The organism is Sphingobium sp. CCH11-B1 (assembly GCF_001556865.1).
GTDB lineage: Bacteria > Pseudomonadota > Alphaproteobacteria > Sphingomonadales > Sphingomonadaceae > Sphingobium.
The window spans coordinates 22,038-37,025 of the sequence record NZ_LSJY01000022.1 but is presented as its reverse complement, the minus strand read 5'-3'; the positions used below and the strand labels follow the sequence as shown (position 1 = coordinate 37,025).

The window sequence follows — 14,988 nt, the reverse complement described above, 5'->3', positions numbered from 1 at the left end:
CACCGGTACATTCCGGTACATAGCAGGAGGCCCGTTTCCGCAAGGAAGCGGGCCTTTTCTTTTGCCCCTTTTCGCGCGCGCTTTTCCTTTTATCATGGCGGCCAGCAAGGGAGACAATCGAACATGCGCCATGCGCTCACGGCCGTTCTGGCCGCCGCCAGCCTATCGTCCGCCGCCGCCCAGACGCCGGCAGCCCAGAACCAGACGCCCATGCCGGCCGGGCAGGCGCCGCAGCCCGCAGCCGCGCCGCAAAGCGAAATCGGCGCTGCCATAGCCAAGGATATGGACGGCCTGATGACGCTCTATCGCGATCTCCATGCCAATCCGGAACTGTCCCTGCAGGAGGTGAACACCGCTGCCAAGCTGGCGAAGCGGCTGCGTGCACTGAAGTTCGACGTAACGGAAAAGGTGGGCGGCACGGGGGTCGTTGCGGTGCTCAAAAACGGGTCCGGCCCCGTTCTGCTGATCCGCGCCGACATGGATGGGCTGCCTGTGGTGGAGCAGACCGGGCTCGATTTCGCGTCGAAGGTACGCACCAAGACGCCTGAGGGCGTGGAGACCGGCGTCATGCATGCCTGCGGCCATGACACCCACATGACCGCCTTCATCGAAACGGCCAAGCTGCTCGCGGCACGGAAAAAGGAGTGGGAGGGCACGCTCGTCATGATCCTTCAGCCCGCAGAAGAAGTGGGCAAAGGCGCGCGCGACATGCTGGAGGACGGACTTTATACCCGCTTCCCGCGCCCGACCCACGCCCTTGCTTTCCACGATGCCGCGAACCTGGTCGCAGGCCAGATCGGATACACGCCGGGCTATGCGCTCGCCAATGTTGACAGCGTCGACATCGACGTGAAGGGCGTGGGCGGCCATGGCGCCTATCCGCAAACGACGCGCGATCCCATCGTGCTGGGCGCGCGGATCGTGACCAGCCTTCAGACGCTGGTCAGCCGCGAACAGGAGCCGCAAGACCCTGCGGTGGTGACGGTCGGCAGCTTCCAGGGCGGGGCCAAGCACAATATCATCCCCGACGACGCGAAGCTGCTGCTGACCGTGCGCAGCTATTCGGACGAAACCCGCGCCAAGCTGATCGAGGGGATCAAGCGCATCTCACGCGGAGAAGCCATTGCCGCGGGCATGCCGGACGATCGGATGCCGGTGGTGACGGTGAAGGATGAATTCACCCCGTCGACATACAACCCGCCTGAATTCGCCGAGCAGATGGCAGGATTGCTGAAAGCCCATTTCCCCGAAGGCCGCGTGGTGAAGACGCCAGCGGTGATGGGTGGCGAAGATTTTGGCCGCTTCTATCGGGCGGACAAGAGCATCAACAGCTTCATCTTCTGGGTCGGCGGCGTTCCGGCCGACAAGATGGCGGCGGCAAAGGCGGGCCAGGCCACCCTGCCCTCGCTCCACAGTCCTTTCTGGGCGCCGCAGGCCGATCAGGTCATCGCCACGGCGAGCGAGGCGATGACCGTGCTGGCGCTCGATATATTGAAGAAGGACTGAGATACGAGGCCAGCCCGGCATCCTGGACCCCGGCGCAGGCCGGGGTCCAGGGACTGAGGGCGACGCCCATGAAGCTCCGCGCCTCAGGCTGGACCGGCGAGCGACGGGCTCACGCCCCGAAACCGCCGTCGATCGTGTGCATCGCGCCAGTGACGTAGGACGCTTCGGGACCGGCAAGATAGGCGGTCAGTCCGGCAACCTCTTCGGCGTGGCCATAGCGCTTGATCGCCAGGAAGGGCTTGACGATTTCGGCGATTTCGCCGTCGGCCGGGTTCATGTCGGTGTCGATCGGGCCGGGCTGTACAATGTTCACCGTGATGCCCCGGTCCCCGAAGTCACGGGCCAGACCCCGCGCCATGCCCTGCAAGGCTGACTTGGTGAGCGAGTAGGCCGCCGCCCCGGCAAAGCCCGTGCGATCGCCGTTGATCGATCCGATCACGATGATGCGGCCGCCATCGGGCATCTGCCGCGCGGCTTCGACAGACGCGTGATAAGGCGCGCGGACGTTGATGTCGATCATCCTGTCCACCGCATCGGAATCGAAGCTGAGCGGATCGCCAATGATCGCGACGCCGGCATTCACCACCAAGATGTCGAGCGGCCCCTGCGCCGCCACCACGTCGATTACCTGTTGGCGGTCGGCGGCGTCGGAGCGGACGGCAGTGGCGCCGGTCTCCGCCGCCAGCGCCTGCGCCGCATCATGCGATCCCGAATAGGTGAAAGTCACGTGCGCGCCATCCGCCGCGAACCGGCGCACGATCGCCGCGCCGATGCCGCGGCTGCCGCCGATGACGAGTGCCTTTTTGGATGAGAAGTCAGTCATGGGAGCCTTCCTTGAGAATTTTGTAGCAGTCGCTATGTATAACGCCGAAATGCCCGTTCAAGGATTTTTATAGTGGTCGATAAAGAAAAATCGAGAGGCCGAGGCCGGCCTCGCGCTTTCGATCGGGACGAAGCGCTGCAGAAGGCGCAGGCACTGTTCCACGCGCATGGCTATGAAGGGGTGGGCGTGGCGGCTCTGGCGGATGCGATGGGCATCAATCCGCCCAGCCTCTATGCCGCTTTCGGGAGCAAGGCCGCTCTCTATGAGGAAGTACTCGCGCGCTATGATTGCGCCGCGGCGCCGATGCGCGATCTTCTGGCTCCGGGCGGCGATCCGGGCGAGGCATTGTCCACGCTCTTGCGCGAAGCGGCGGCGATTTACGCCGCCGATCCCCAGGCGCCCGGCTGCCTGGTGCTGGAGGGAGCGAGAGGCGTCGATCAGGACGCGAGTTGCCGTGCCCGCGCCGTTCTGGACCTCAGTTGCACCCGGATGCGCGACTTCGTCGCCATGACCCATCCCGACAAGGCGCAGGTCGTATCGGACTATATGGCGGCCATCATGTCCGGCATGTCCGCCGATGCGCGGGCGGGCAAACCGGCGGCGCAGATACTGGCCGTAGCGGACATGGCAGGGCTGGCGATCCGGGCGATGCTGGGCGAGCGCTGACCGCCCTGCCGGATCATCGGGGGCGATGCCCCTTGCGCCATTTGGTGAACAGGTGCCGCGCCAGCATGAGCGGCGGCATGCGCAGCAGGTGCGATCGGACATAGAAAGCGAAGACCAAGGGCTTGCGCGTTTCGCGTCCCCATCCCTCGCGGGCAAGCAGTCGGGCGCGGAGGATGCGATCCCACAGGGTCAGCCGTGCGCCTGGACCATAGAGAGCGGCGGCCAGACGCTGCGCCTGCGATACCTGACGCGCAAGTCCATGGCGGCGGGCGCGATGGTCCAGCACCGCCGGATCGGCATCCGGCAGCAGGCAATGGATGTCCCACAGGTTGCGCAACCCGCCCTGCAAGTCGCCGTCCGCCAGCATATGCGCTGCCGCATGGACAATGCGGTCTTCGGCAGACAGTATATATAATCCATCGGTTATCTGAATGGCCTCTGCCAGCATGGCGGGGGCATCCGGCTTCGGCCCGGCGGTGAGCGGGAGGATGGTGTGGTGGACATCGATCATCCGGTCCCGCTCGACATGGATGAGCGGCGGCAGTTCGTGCATCCATTGCCGGTAATAGGCATCGTCATAGGCGTCTTCCTTCACCCATTCCCAGCCCGCCGCGATCAGTGCCCGCTCGACGTCAGCCATTGCCGCGCGGGGCACGAGAATGTCGAGATCGCCGATGAAGCGCCCCTCCCCGGCTTTCAGGCCAGCGGCGGCATAGGCGGTCCCCTTGAGCAGCACGACCGGAATGCCGAGGGGCGCCAGCGCATGACGGGCCCGATCCGCTTCCCACAGCGCCTGCTGCGCCTCCCGCGCCGCATCCGCCACCGCGTCGGCAAGGATCGCGCGCGCTTCTGCCGGCACCGCCTGCCCGTCCAGGCGCAAGGCCAGCGTGGCGATCAGCCGCTCCGCCTTCGCCGCCGCGAGCAGCGCGTTCCACCCGTCCGCGTTCAGTCCCGCGACCGAGGCCGGATCGCGCAACGCCCGCACCAGCAGGGCCGCGCTCATGCCAATGCCTCCCACAGGCGATCGACCATGTCGAATGCCGCCTCGCCCGAGGGGAAGTCGATGGCGCGCGCCGGAACCTGCGTCACGAAACGGGTCAGGGCGGTGAAGCTCCGTTCGCCTAGCGTGACATAATTGGTCGACGCCTGCGTCAGCCGCATGAATATCTCACCTTGTCCGAGCGGACGGACATCCGCCGCATGGCCGAAGCGGGGGAAAAGCAGCAGCGCGGGCTTCGCCCCCTCCCCCATCCGGCGCACGGCGTCGGCGCGCGGCACCATGTGGCGAATGTCACCCTTTGCCGTGGCGCGAAGCAGCGGCCCCATCCGCTCTGGCCCGACCGCCGCCGTCACTACGTCGATCGCCTGGTTCTTCAAACTGACGAGCCGGGGAAAGGGCAGGATCATGCCGCTATCGAGATCGAGCAGCGCGAATTCGTCGCCCATCAGCCGCCAGCCTCTTTCTCCCAGCAATGCAGCCAGGGTGGACTTGCCGGAACCCGACTCGCCCGTCATCACAAGCGCCCGGCCGTCCTTTTCGACGCTGGACGCATGGAGCAACAGGTGTCGCCGCCATCCAAGCGCCATTTGCAGGTTCATGCCCATCTCCGCCGCGAGCAGGCCATGCGCCAAACTCATGGGCGCAGCGTCGGCCAGTCCGTGGTCGCCGGTGATGAAGATCGACGGGCGCAGCCAGCGCCGGGCGAAGCCGGTCGGCTGGAGCCGGACGGTGAAATCCGCGACCGCGTCCGAAACATCGGGATAGGCGGCATAGAGCTGCGCCAGTTGCGCGATGGGCTGCGGCCATGTGGAACCGATACGGAATGTCGCGGGTCCGATCTTCAGCCTGATCGCGTGCTTCATGCCCGGCGCACCAGCCCGAGCGCGACCAGGGATTCAAGATGCGCGCTGATCTCCGCCACCGCCTCAGCGCGTTCGCCAAGGTCATAGTCGCGGGCGAGTGCATCATGCACCATATCGGCGGTCATCGCCATGCCGTCGGCAAGCTGCGCCAATATCTCCGGCACGGGGCTGATGACCATGTGGGTCTGGCCCGACCGCCGGTGATAGAGCAGGACGAGATCGTCGAGCGCGCAGGCTGCCACAGCGTCTGCCGCATCCCGGCGGTAGGCAATGATCGCGTCCACGTTCGGCACTTTTGAAGCTCCCGTCCCGCCGCTTTAGCGCGCAAGACGTAGCCAAGAGCCTAACGCATGGATACCGGTTTCAGACCGTCGACCGCCGTTCAGCGCGGCATCTGCAGCGACGCGTAACAAGTGAAGCCGCTCGTGCCGCGCTGCAAGCGACGGATATAGTTGAGATAGGCCTGGTTCTGCTCATAGCCTACGCCCGGCAGGCGGCCGCCGCGCATCGCCTGCTTGACCTGCTCGCCGGTGAAGGGCCGCCCCGATCCGGGGAAGGCGCCCGGCGTGCCCGCAGGGACCAGTTGGCCGTCAGGGGCGACATAATTGGCGGCGCGCCCCTGATCGGGGACGGGGATAGTGCAGTTGAGCACGGATGCGGCGGTATTGGCCAGCGCCGGGCGGATCGAGACGATGGCGGATGCGGCGACCGCACCCCCCATCAGCAACTGGCGACGCGAGGGCGTAACGATCGACAGCGCATCGTCCTGATCCGCAGGGCCATTGCCATGCGGGTCATGCTGCTGTTCGGGCGTCGGCTCGCTCATTCGATAATCCTGTTGCTCGTCGCGCTTGCCAAAGCGTAAAAATTGCACGCTATTGCCGTGAGCCATCGCAGCAAATGCGCGAAAAATCCAGCGCGGTAACCATGAATCGACTGACCATCTCCCAGATCACGGCTTCACTGGCCATGCTATTGCTCGGCACGGGCGGGGCGCTGATGCTGGGCGCTTCGCCCATGGCCATCGGCCTGCCGATCCTGGCGGGCCTCATCGTCCTGCTGATTTGCGCGGAGGGCGGCACGGCACGGGTCCACGAAGCGCGCGAGGCGACGGACCTGCCAGACCTGACGGCCCATGCCGACTTCGCCAGCCTGCTGGAGGGGATTTCCGACCCGCTGATGCTGGTGGAGCGCGGACGCATCGTGCGCGCCAACCGGGCGGCGCAGCGGCTGCTGGGCAATCATATCGAAGGGGAAGATGCGCGCATCGCCATCCGCCACCCCGCAGCCGCCGAACGGCTGGCCAGCATCGCGCCGCTGGCCGAACCGATCATGGTCGAGCTGGTGGGGCTGGGCGCGCGTGACCAGCGGTGGCAGATGCGCGTGGCGCCGGTGGGCGCGGTGGCCGACGCCAGGCGGCTGGTGCATCTGGTCGATCATAGCGGCACGCACGCGGCCGAGCGGATGCGCGTCGATTTCGTGGCCAACGCCAGCCATGAACTGCGCACCCCGCTCGCGGGCATATTGGGTTTCATCGAAACGCTGGCCGACCCTGAACTGGGCAAGGACGGGGATACGCGCCAGCGCTTCCTGAAGATCATGGACGGCGAAGCGCGCCGGATGCAGCGGCTGATAGACGACCTTATATCCCTGAGCCGGATCGAATCGGAGAAATATCGCCCGCCTGATGCCCGCGTGGACCTGTCCGAACTGGCGGCGGAGGTGGTCGGCGTATTCCGGTCCAGCCATGGCGATCGGGGCCGGGATGTGGAGATGGAGATCAGCCCCGGCCTGCCGGCGGTCCAGGGCGATCGCGCGCAATTGTCCCAACTGCTGCACAATCTGATCGGCAATTCGATCAAATATGGCCGCCCCGGCACCCCGATCCACGTCACCCTGGCGGAAGGACCAAGCGGGATGGCCCGGCTGGTCGTGGCGGACGAAGGCGAAGGGATCGGCCCCGATCATCTGCCCCGCCTGACCGAGCGCTTCTACCGCGTCGATTCGGGCCGCAGCCGCGCCATGGGGGGCACGGGCCTTGGCCTTGCCATCGTCAAGCATATCGTCGAACGCCACCGGGGGCGGTTCGACATCGCCAGCACGTTGGGCAAGGGGACGACCATCACGGTGCTGCTGCCGCCGCCGATCGAAGAAATCGCGCCACGGAATGACGAGAAAAAGCGGCCTTCCGCGCTTTCGGGCACCATGTCATGAAAATGAAACCTGCCTGTCACAAATGCGCGATGGTCCGCGACTAGGGCCGCATCCTGAGGGGGGCGGCGACAAGCGAATCGCGGCCTTGCAATGGAGGTTCCCGTGACGAAGTTTGCCCTGTTCGCCGCCTGCGCCGCGAGCGTCATCAGCCTTGCCGCCTGCGGTGACCAGAGCGGCGGTGCCGGAGCGACCCGCGACCAGATTCGCGCGGTCGGATCCTCCACTGTCTATCCTTTCGCAACGGCCGTCGCCGAACTGTTCGTGCAGGGCAATGCCGGCATGAAGTCGCCGATCATCGAATCCACCGGTACGGGCGGCGGGATGAAGCTGTTCTGCGCCGGCGTCGGCGCGCAGCATCCCGACATCGAGAACGCTTCCCGCCGGATGAAGAAGTCGGAGTTCGACCAGTGCCAGGCCAACGGCGTGAAGGACATCATCGAAATCCAGGTGGGCGTTGACGGTCTGGCTTTCGCCCAGGCGAAGAATGGCCCCGCCATCGCCCTCACTCCCAAGATCGTCTATGAGGCGCTGGCCGCCAACCCCTACGGCAAGGGCCCGAACAAGGCGCAGACCTGGAAGGATGTCGATCCCAGCCTGCCGCCCATCACCATTTCCGTCTTTGGCCCGCCTTCGACCAGCGGCACCCGCGATTCGCTGGCGGAACTGATCCTGGAGAAAGGCTGTCAGAGCGACCCGGCGATGAAGGCGCTCAAGGACAAGAATGAGGACGAGTATAAGGCGACCTGCACTCGCGTTCGCGAAGACGGAAAATATGTCGATTCGGGCGAGAACGACAATCTGATCGTGCAGAAGCTGGGAGCCAATCCCAATGCGGTGGGCGTGTTCGGCTACAGCTTCCTGGAAGAAAATAAGGACAGCCTGAAGGATGTGCCGATCAACGGCATCCAGGCGACCTACGAAACCGTCTCGACCGGCCAGTATCCCGGTGCGCGCCCGCTCTACATCTACGTCAAGAAAGCGCATATGCAGGCCATACCGGGCCTCCAGAATTTCCTGAACGTCTTTGCTGCGAACTGGAACCCGGATGGCGCCCTGACGAAGCGCGGCATGGTCGCTTCCCCCGAAGAGATCCGCAAGAAGAGCGCCGAAACGGTGAAGGCGCTGACCGTCCTCAACGGCGCCGACCTGAAGTAAGAGGGATATGACCGGACCAGCCATCTTCCTGCTGCTCGCGGGCCTGGGCGCGATCGCCTGGGTCAGCGCCCGAGCCCGCGCGCTGCGCCTCCAAACCGTTGCGCGGGCGAGCGGGCGGCGCGACGCCGTCCATTCGCTGCCCGGCTATCATGGCTGGTACGTGGCGCTGTGGACACTCGTTCCAGCGGCGATCTTCCTCGCCGTCTGGGCCAACGTTGCGCCCGGTCTCGTCACCCAGAGCGTGCTGGCCGATCCCGCGGCGCAGGCGCTGCCCACCGACGCCTTCTCGCGCTCCGCGGTGCTGGGCGAGGCGCGGGCCATCGCCACCGGCAGGCAGGCTGGCGCGTTCAACCCGGCTAGCCAGGCACTGGTCCAGCCCTATCGCGACGCCGACACCAAATATGGCGTCGCCGGTGCCATCCTTGCGCTGCTGCTCGCCTTTGCCGGTGGCGCCTTCGCCTTCACCCGCGTCCGCCCGGACTTCCGCGCGCGCACCCGGGTCGAACGGCTGGTGATGGCGCTGCTGCTGATCGCATCGCTGCTGGCGATCGTCACCACGCTCGGCATCGTCGCCTCGCTGCTGTGGGAAAGTTTCCGCTTCTTTTCGATGGTAAATCCCATCGACTTCCTCTTCGGCCTGAAATGGAGCCCGCAGTCGGCGGCCATGGGCTATGGCAACGAGGACGCATTCGGCGCGGTGCCGCTCTTCTGGGGCACCATCTTCATCGGTGCAATCATCGCCATGATCGTCGCCATCCCGCTGGGGCTGATGAGCGCAGTCTATCTGACGCAATATGCCAGTCCCACCGTCCGCAAGTGGATGAAGCCGATCCTTGAGGTGCTGGCGGGCGTGCCGACGGTCGTCTACGGCTATTTCGCCGCGCTGACGGTCGCGCCGGCGTTGCGCGACCTTGCGGTATCGATCGGCATCAGCGGCGCATCGTCGGAAAGCGCGCTCGCCGCCGGCCTCGTCATGGGCGTGATGATCATCCCCTTCGTATCCTCCATGGCCGACGACAGTATCGCCGCCGTGCCGCAGTCGATGCGCGACGGCAGCCTGGCGATGGGCGCGACAACAAATCTGACCGCCAATCCCTTCGCCAGCGTGACCACGGTGACGACCCAGATCGTCCAGCTGCTGACGGGCGACCAGGAATTCGACAGCGCCAAGACACTGGCCGCCTTCGCGCTCGGGCTCGTCCTCTTCATCGTCACCCTGCTGCTCAACATCGTGGCCCTGCGGGTCGTGAAGAAATATCGCGAGGCTTACGAATAATGACCGTCGAAAGCTCTCCCGGTCGCCTCCCCACCGACTGGAAATCGGACGCGATGCGCCGGCGGATCGCCCGCCGCTACGCCGCGGAACGACGCTTCCGCCTGCTGGGCCTGGGCGCCGTGCTGCTGTCGGCCGCGTTCCTCGCCTTCCTGCTCGTCACCATGATGGGCAACGGCCTGCGCGGCTTCACCCGCACGGAAATCGCGCTGAAGGTCGACTTTCCCGCCTCGCCGCTGCTGCTCGATCCCGATGCCGTCACCGACGAGGCGCTGGCCAATGCCAACCTGCCGATGGTGACGAGCACGGTCGCCAAGGCGGAGCTGGGCGACAAGGCCGACGACCTGCTGTCGCCCTCCGCCTGGGTCAGTATCCGTGATGCGATCAAGGCCGATCCCAAGATTCTGGGCCGGACGGAAACGATCAGCGTCCCCGCGTCCACCGCGATCGACCTTGCCGTCAAGAGCGACGGATCGCCGGAGGCGGAGGCCGCCGTCGACCGGCTGAGCCGGGCGGGCCTGCTGTCTACCGGCTTCAACTGGAACTTCCTGACCGCCAGCGACGGGACCGATCCGACGCAGGTGGGCATCTGGGGGGCGTTCAAGGGATCGCTGCTGACGATGCTCGTCACCCTGATCCTGAGCTTTCCGATCGGCGTGGCCACTGCCCTCTATCTTGAGGAATATGCGCCCAAGACCTGGTGGACCGACATCATCGAAGTGTCGATCAACAATCTGGCGGCGGTGCCATCGATCATCTTCGGCCTGCTGGGTCTCTCCATCTTCCTCAACCTGGTGCATCTGCCGCGATCGGCCGCCCTGGTGGGCGGCATGACGCTGGCGCTGATGACCATGCCGGTCATCGTCATCGCCGGCCGCAACGCGATCAAATCGGTGCCGCCCAGCATCCGCGACGCGGCGCTCGGCATCGGCGCGTCGCCCGTGCAGGTGGTGTTCCAGCATGTCCTGCCGCTCGCCCTGCCCGGCATCCTGACCGGCACCATCATCGGCATGGCGCGCGCGCTGGGCGAAACCGCGCCGCTGCTGATGATCGGCATGCGCGCCTTCATCGCCACGCCTCCGGGCGGCGTCACCGATCCGGCGACCGTGCTGCCGGTGCAGATCTTCCTCTGGTCCGACGAAGTCTCGAAGGGCTTTGTCGAAAAAACCTCCGCCGCGATCATCGTCCTGCTGGTCTTCCTGCTCGCGATGAACGGCCTCGCCATCTACCTGCGCAACAAATTCGAAAAACGGTGGTAACCGCCATGACCGAAGAACAGAAAAACCTCGCCCCCGCCGACCCGAAGATGACCGCGCGCGACGTGAAAGTCTTCTACGGCGCCAAACAGGCGATCAAGGGTGTGTCCATCGATGTGGACATGGACAATGTCACCGCCTTCATCGGTCCGTCGGGCTGCGGCAAGTCGACCTTCCTGCGCACGCTCAACCGCATGAACGACACCGTGGCCTCGGCCCGGGTCGAGGGGGAAATCACGCTCGACGGCGAGAATATCTACGCCCCCTCGATGGACGTGGTGCAGCTGCGCGCCCGTGTCGGCATGGTGTTCCAGAAGCCCAATCCCTTTCCCAAGTCGATCTACGAGAATATCGCCTACGGCCCGCGCATCCACGGACTGGCCGCGAGCAAGGCGGACATGGACGTGATCGTGGAAAAGTCGCTGCGCCGCGCGGGGCTGTGGGAAGAAGTGAAGGATCGGCTGTCCGACAGCGGCACCGCCCTGTCCGGCGGACAGCAGCAGCGCCTGTGCATCGGGCGCGCCATCGCGGTCGAACCCGAAGTCATCCTGATGGATGAGCCCTGTTCGGCGCTGGACCCCATCGCCACGGCCAAGATCGAGGAGCTGATCCACGAACTGCGCGGCCGCTACGCCATCGTCATCGTCACGCACAATATGCAGCAGGCAGCGCGCGTGTCCCAGCGGACGGCCTTCTTTCACCTGGGCGAGCTGGTCGAATATGGCGTGACGTCCGACATCTTCACCAATCCGAAGGCGGAACGGACCAAGGATTACATCACCGGTCGCTACGGCTGATCCGGGGGAGAAAGATTATGGCTGAACATACGATCAAGGCATTCGACGAAGAGATAGACCGGCTGCGCGGGCTGATCGCCGAAATGGGCGGGCGCGCCGAAGCGGCGATCGAGAATGCCATGCTGGCGTTGCAGCGGCAGGACCGCGCACTGGCCGCCGAAGTCGTCGCCGACGACAAGCGCATCGACGCGATCGAGGCCGAGGTCGAGAAGCTGGTGATCCAGGTCATTGCCCTTCGCGCGCCGATGGCCAACGACCTGCGCGACGTGATCGCCGCGCTGAAGATCGTCAGCGTGGTCGAGCGCATCGGCGATTATGCCAAGAACATCGCCAAGCGCGTTCCGCTGGTCGCCACCAACACCCGCACGCTGGAGCCGATCTCGCTGCTGCCGTCCATGGGCCAGGTGGCGGGCGAAATGGTGCATGACGCGCTGAACGCCTTTGCCGCGCGCGACCCCGATCTGGCGCTGGCGGTGGTCGAACGCGACACGGTGGTCGACGATTTCTACAACAGCGTGTTCCGCACGCTTGTGACCTTCATGGTCGAAAACCCCAAGACGATCAGCGAATGCGCGCACCTGCTGTTCATCGCCAAGAATATCGAACGGATCGGCGACCATGCCACCAACGTGGCCGAGATGGTCTATTACGCCGCGACCGGCCAGACGCTGCCCGAACGCGAGCGCGGCGGCGACCTGACCCAAGAGGATTGAACCGATGGCACGAGCAAAGATGCTGCTGGTGGAGGATGACGCGGCGTTGGCCGAATTGCTCATCTGGCATTTCAAGCGCGAGGATTTCGACGTTTCCCATACCGTCGATGGCGAGGAAGCGCTGCTGATGGCGCAGGAAAGCACGCCCGACATCGTTCTGCTCGACTGGATGGTGGAAAGCCTGTCGGGCATCGAGGTGTGCCGCCGCCTGCGCCGGATGAACGGCACCGCAAACGTCCCCATCATCATGCTCACCGCGCGCGGCGAGGAAGAGGATCGGGTGCGCGGCCTGGAAACCGGCGCGGACGATTATGTGACCAAGCCCTTTTCGCCCCGCGAACTGGTGGCGCGCGTGGGCGCGGTGCTGCGCCGCGTACGTCCGGCGCTCGCCGGCGAGACGCTGACCTTCGCCGATGTCGAGATGGACACGGTGGGGCACAAGGTCCGCCGCAGTGGTCAGGTGATCCCGCTGGGCCCCACCGAGTTCCGGCTGCTCAAGCATTTCCTGGAGCATCCCGGCTGGGTTTTCTCGCGCGAGCGGCTGCTCGACAGCGTATGGGGACAGGACAGCGACATCGAATTGCGCACCGTCGACGTCCATATCCGTCGCCTGCGCAAGGCTATCAATGCGGACGGCCAGTATCAGGACATCATCCGCACCGTGCGGTCGGCGGGCTACGCCCTCGATACCGAAGGCATGGGCTGACGCAGCGCCTGCCCGTCAGGCTGCATCGACAACGGCCGGATAGGCGTGAAGCTGCGGGAACACCTCCTCGATCGGCTTTGCGTCGGGCAGGATATAGACATAGCCGCCCTTCTTCCGAAACAGCGGCCCGACCTTCGCATAGAAGGCCTTGGGCACGTTGATGCAGCCGAAGGTGATGCGGTTGTCGGCGATGTCGGGGGACAGCATCCGGTCCACCCGCTTTTCCTTCGGATTGCCCGGCGGAATGGTGTGGAGCGCGACGGATGTCGCATAATCGACCCACAGGACGCGGGTCTTGCCCGCCGCGACGCCGAACTTGGCGAGGAAGCGGCCCGCAGGCGTGGTCTTTTCGGCCGGGCCGATCTCCGCCAGCGACTTGGCGCCCACGCCCGGCGTCGCATCGTCGCCCAGCGCGATGCCGACCAGCACGGGCGCGTCCGCGATCCGCTTGCCCTTCCCGTCATACAGCCAGATCCGGGCGGCCGCCTTGTCGAGCACGACATAGGGAAGCGCCTTGTTATCGGCCGCGCCGGTAACCCAGTTCAGAATTCGCGCCGCCTGCGGCGTCGGGTCCACCACCATCTCCGTTGCATCGGGGATCGCCGGAAGAGCGGACGCCTTGGCGACGGACGTCTTCGCGGCCCGCGCCTTCGACGCGGGGGTCTTTGCGTTCGTGGATTTCGCGGCGGTGGTCTTGGGCCTGGCCTTCTCAGCGGCCTGAACGGACGGAATGGCGATCAGGCTTAGACATAGCAGGAGCCGGGACAGGCTTTTCATGCGGGCTGGATACTCGGAAATTATGGCCGGCGACAAGGGGCGCCGGCCATGATCGCATCAGTTGCGCGGACGCTTGCGCTGCGCTTCGACCATGCGCTGTTCGACGCTGTCGACGCGGGCGCCGAGCTGGTCGAGACGCTGGCCGTTCTGCTGCGCCAGACCCGAAGCGGAACGGGCTTCGCCCAGCGCCTGCTGCGCCGTGGCATCCGTCTGCTGCAGCTTTGCGTCGAGCGCATCGACGCGCTGGTTCACGGTCGCGACCTGTTCGCGCACGAAGCCTTTGGTGGCGCAGCCGCCAAGGCTGACCGAGCCGGCCAGCACCAGGGCGAGGGCCCCCATTTTCGTCAGAGACGGCGACATATATTATTCCTCCTTGGTCAATAACCCCACGCACCTCAAACGCAGCAACGCGCCAGCGACAATGGGGTTTCCGTCCGGACGTGCCGCTGGAAAGACGGAATGAGGAAAATGAACAGATTGAAAGAAAAGGATTTTTCGGAAAAATGCCAAGAAAAACGCCCCGACTTTGGGAGTCGGAGCGTCACTCAGAGAGCCTGTAAAAACTGATTCAAATCAAGCCGCCTTGCGCGCCTTTATCAGCTTTTTCATCAACATATCCCGCTTCAGCCGGGACAGATGATCGATGAAAAGTACGCCTTCCAGATGGTCCATTTCATGCTGGAGACAGGTGGCAAGCAGCCCTTCCAGCTGCTCTTCATGGATTCGGCCGTCCCGGTCCATCCAACTGGCGCGGATGACGGCGGGCCGCTCGACCTCCGCAAACTGGTCAGGCACCGAAAGGCAGCCTTCATTATAGACCGAAAGTTCCTCAGAACCCTTCAGAGTCTGAGGGTTGATGAAGACCATCGGCTTCTTGACTGGCGGCGCGCCCTCTTCGTCCGATTCGGGTTCCTGCAGATCGATCACCAGAATGCGCTTGGGCACCCCCACCTGGATCGCGGCGAGGCCAATGCCCGGCGCGTCGTACATGGTGTCGAACATATCGTCGATCAGCGTTTGCAGATCGTCGTCGATCGCTTCGACCGGGGTCGAGATGGTACGCAGGCGCGGATCGGGCGCTTCGAGAATGGGACGTATGGCCATGGCCCGAACATAGGCGGAACGCGCCGCAGGATCAAGCCGGGCGACGGCGGATCGTGTCGATCAGACTGATCGATCTTACCCCCTTAACTTCGCATATTTCCCGTAAAAGCCGACATTGAATTTCCTATGTGGGAC

17 protein-coding genes are annotated in these 14,988 nt (G+C 65.0%); 9 read left to right on the top strand and 8 right to left on the bottom strand.

All coding sequences use genetic code 11. The features are described from left to right. Positions 1-123 precede the first annotated feature (123 nt). Positions 124-1,506, top strand: a complete 1,383-nt coding sequence (locus AX724_RS02955; protein ID WP_066763395.1) for an amidohydrolase — start codon at positions 124-126, stop codon at positions 1,504-1,506. A gap of 109 nt (positions 1,507-1,615) precedes the next feature. Here AX724_RS02955 and bdcA read toward each other — a convergent pair whose 3' ends face one another. After that, a complete protein-coding gene (bdcA, locus tag AX724_RS02950) occupies positions 1,616-2,329 on the bottom strand; it encodes an SDR family oxidoreductase (protein ID WP_066763392.1) in 714 nt (237 codons plus the stop codon). A 72-nt stretch (positions 2,330-2,401) separates the two neighbouring features. On the opposite strand from bdcA, the gene AX724_RS02945 reads away from it, so the two are divergent. Next, a complete protein-coding gene (locus AX724_RS02945) occupies positions 2,402-2,995 on the top strand; it encodes a TetR/AcrR family transcriptional regulator (protein ID WP_066763390.1) in 594 nt (197 codons plus the stop codon). A 13-nt stretch (positions 2,996-3,008) separates the two neighbouring features. Here the strand turns inward: AX724_RS02945 and AX724_RS02940 are convergent, their stop codons facing one another. From AX724_RS02940 to AX724_RS02925, 4 genes are all read right to left on the bottom strand, one after another. Then, on the bottom strand, positions 3,009-3,998 hold the full coding sequence (locus AX724_RS02940; protein WP_066763386.1) for a nucleotidyltransferase domain-containing protein: 990 nt from the start codon (positions 3,996-3,998) through the stop codon (positions 3,009-3,011). Then, on the bottom strand, positions 3,995-4,858 hold the full coding sequence (locus AX724_RS02935) for an HprK-related kinase A (protein WP_066763384.1): 864 nt from the start codon (positions 4,856-4,858) through the stop codon (positions 3,995-3,997). Before AX724_RS02935 ends, AX724_RS02940 begins: the two co-directional genes overlap by 4 nt. After that, on the bottom strand, positions 4,855-5,151 hold the full coding sequence (locus AX724_RS02930) for an HPr-rel-A system PqqD family peptide chaperone (RefSeq protein WP_231736453.1): 297 nt from the start codon (positions 5,149-5,151) through the stop codon (positions 4,855-4,857). The genes AX724_RS02935 and AX724_RS02930 overlap by 4 nt, the downstream gene beginning before the upstream one ends. Positions 5,152-5,240: 89 nt before the next feature. Next, positions 5,241-5,684 (bottom strand): hypothetical protein, encoded by a 444-nt coding sequence (locus tag AX724_RS02925; protein ID WP_066763382.1) that lies wholly within the window; start codon positions 5,682-5,684, stop codon positions 5,241-5,243. A 101-nt stretch (positions 5,685-5,785) separates the two neighbouring features. On the opposite strand from AX724_RS02925, the gene AX724_RS02920 reads away from it, so the two are divergent. From AX724_RS02920 to phoB, 7 genes are all read left to right on the top strand, one after another. Further along, entirely contained in the window at positions 5,786-7,072 is a 1,287-nt protein-coding gene (locus AX724_RS02920; protein ID WP_066763514.1) for an ATP-binding protein, read from the top strand. Positions 7,073-7,174: 102 nt separating this feature from the next. Next, positions 7,175-8,227, top strand: a complete 1,053-nt coding sequence (locus tag AX724_RS02915; RefSeq protein WP_156447981.1) for a substrate-binding domain-containing protein — start codon at positions 7,175-7,177, stop codon at positions 8,225-8,227. A 7-nt stretch (positions 8,228-8,234) separates the two neighbouring features. Then, positions 8,235-9,503 carry a PstC family ABC transporter permease gene (locus AX724_RS02910; protein WP_066763377.1) on the top strand — a complete coding sequence of 423 codons (1,269 nt, stop codon included), beginning with the start codon at positions 8,235-8,237 and terminating at the stop codon, positions 9,501-9,503. Further along, complete coding sequence (gene pstA / locus AX724_RS02905) at positions 9,503-10,759, top strand: phosphate ABC transporter permease PstA (protein WP_066763375.1); 1,257 nt, start codon at positions 9,503-9,505, stop codon at positions 10,757-10,759. The genes AX724_RS02910 and pstA overlap by 1 nt, the downstream gene beginning before the upstream one ends. 5 nt (positions 10,760-10,764) lie before the next feature. After that, entirely contained in the window at positions 10,765-11,553 is a 789-nt protein-coding gene (gene pstB, locus AX724_RS02900; RefSeq protein ID WP_066763370.1) for a phosphate ABC transporter ATP-binding protein PstB, read from the top strand. A gap of 17 nt (positions 11,554-11,570) precedes the next feature. Beyond that, positions 11,571-12,266, top strand: a complete 696-nt coding sequence (gene phoU, locus AX724_RS02895) for a phosphate signaling complex protein PhoU (RefSeq protein WP_066763367.1) — start codon at positions 11,571-11,573, stop codon at positions 12,264-12,266. 4 nt (positions 12,267-12,270) lie between these two features. Continuing rightward, complete coding sequence (phoB, locus tag AX724_RS02890) at positions 12,271-12,972, top strand: phosphate regulon transcriptional regulator PhoB (RefSeq protein WP_066763364.1); 702 nt, start codon at positions 12,271-12,273, stop codon at positions 12,970-12,972. A 15-nt stretch (positions 12,973-12,987) separates the two neighbouring features. Here phoB and AX724_RS02885 read toward each other — a convergent pair whose 3' ends face one another. The 3 genes from AX724_RS02885 to def form a co-directional block, all read right to left on the bottom strand. Then, entirely contained in the window at positions 12,988-13,749 is a 762-nt protein-coding gene (locus AX724_RS02885; protein ID WP_066763362.1) for a L,D-transpeptidase, read from the bottom strand. Between the two features lie 57 nt (positions 13,750-13,806). Continuing rightward, positions 13,807-14,109, bottom strand: a complete 303-nt coding sequence (locus AX724_RS02880; protein WP_066763361.1) for a hypothetical protein — start codon at positions 14,107-14,109, stop codon at positions 13,807-13,809. A 213-nt stretch (positions 14,110-14,322) separates the two neighbouring features. Continuing rightward, on the bottom strand, positions 14,323-14,853 hold the full coding sequence (def, locus tag AX724_RS02875) for a peptide deformylase (protein WP_066763357.1): 531 nt from the start codon (positions 14,851-14,853) through the stop codon (positions 14,323-14,325). Positions 14,854-14,988 lie beyond the last annotated feature (135 nt).

Coding starts and splice junctions, on each gene's coding strand:
- AX724_RS02925 (WP_066763382.1), bottom strand. CDS start 5,684: ATGAGCGAGCCGACGCCCGAACAGCAGCATGACCCGCATGGCAATGGC.
- AX724_RS02885 (WP_066763362.1), bottom strand. CDS start 13,749: ATGAAAAGCCTGTCCCGGCTCCTGCTATGTCTAAGCCTGATCGCCATT.
- AX724_RS02920 (WP_066763514.1), top strand. CDS start 5,786: ATGAATCGACTGACCATCTCCCAGATCACGGCTTCACTGGCCATGCTA.
- AX724_RS02910 (WP_066763377.1), top strand. CDS start 8,235: ATGACCGGACCAGCCATCTTCCTGCTGCTCGCGGGCCTGGGCGCGATC.
- bdcA (WP_066763392.1), bottom strand. CDS start 2,329: ATGACTGACTTCTCATCCAAAAAGGCACTCGTCATCGGCGGCAGCCGC.
- pstB (WP_066763370.1), top strand. CDS start 10,765: ATGACCGAAGAACAGAAAAACCTCGCCCCCGCCGACCCGAAGATGACC.
- AX724_RS02880 (WP_066763361.1), bottom strand. CDS start 14,109: ATGTCGCCGTCTCTGACGAAAATGGGGGCCCTCGCCCTGGTGCTGGCC.
- AX724_RS02940 (WP_066763386.1), bottom strand. CDS start 3,998: ATGAGCGCGGCCCTGCTGGTGCGGGCGTTGCGCGATCCGGCCTCGGTC.
- phoB (WP_066763364.1), top strand. CDS start 12,271: ATGGCACGAGCAAAGATGCTGCTGGTGGAGGATGACGCGGCGTTGGCC.
- phoU (WP_066763367.1), top strand. CDS start 11,571: ATGGCTGAACATACGATCAAGGCATTCGACGAAGAGATAGACCGGCTG.
- AX724_RS02935 (WP_066763384.1), bottom strand. CDS start 4,858: ATGAAGCACGCGATCAGGCTGAAGATCGGACCCGCGACATTCCGTATC.
- def (WP_066763357.1), bottom strand. CDS start 14,853: ATGGCCATACGTCCCATTCTCGAAGCGCCCGATCCGCGCCTGCGTACC.
- AX724_RS02955 (WP_066763395.1), top strand. CDS start 124: ATGCGCCATGCGCTCACGGCCGTTCTGGCCGCCGCCAGCCTATCGTCC.
- pstA (WP_066763375.1), top strand. CDS start 9,503: ATGACCGTCGAAAGCTCTCCCGGTCGCCTCCCCACCGACTGGAAATCG.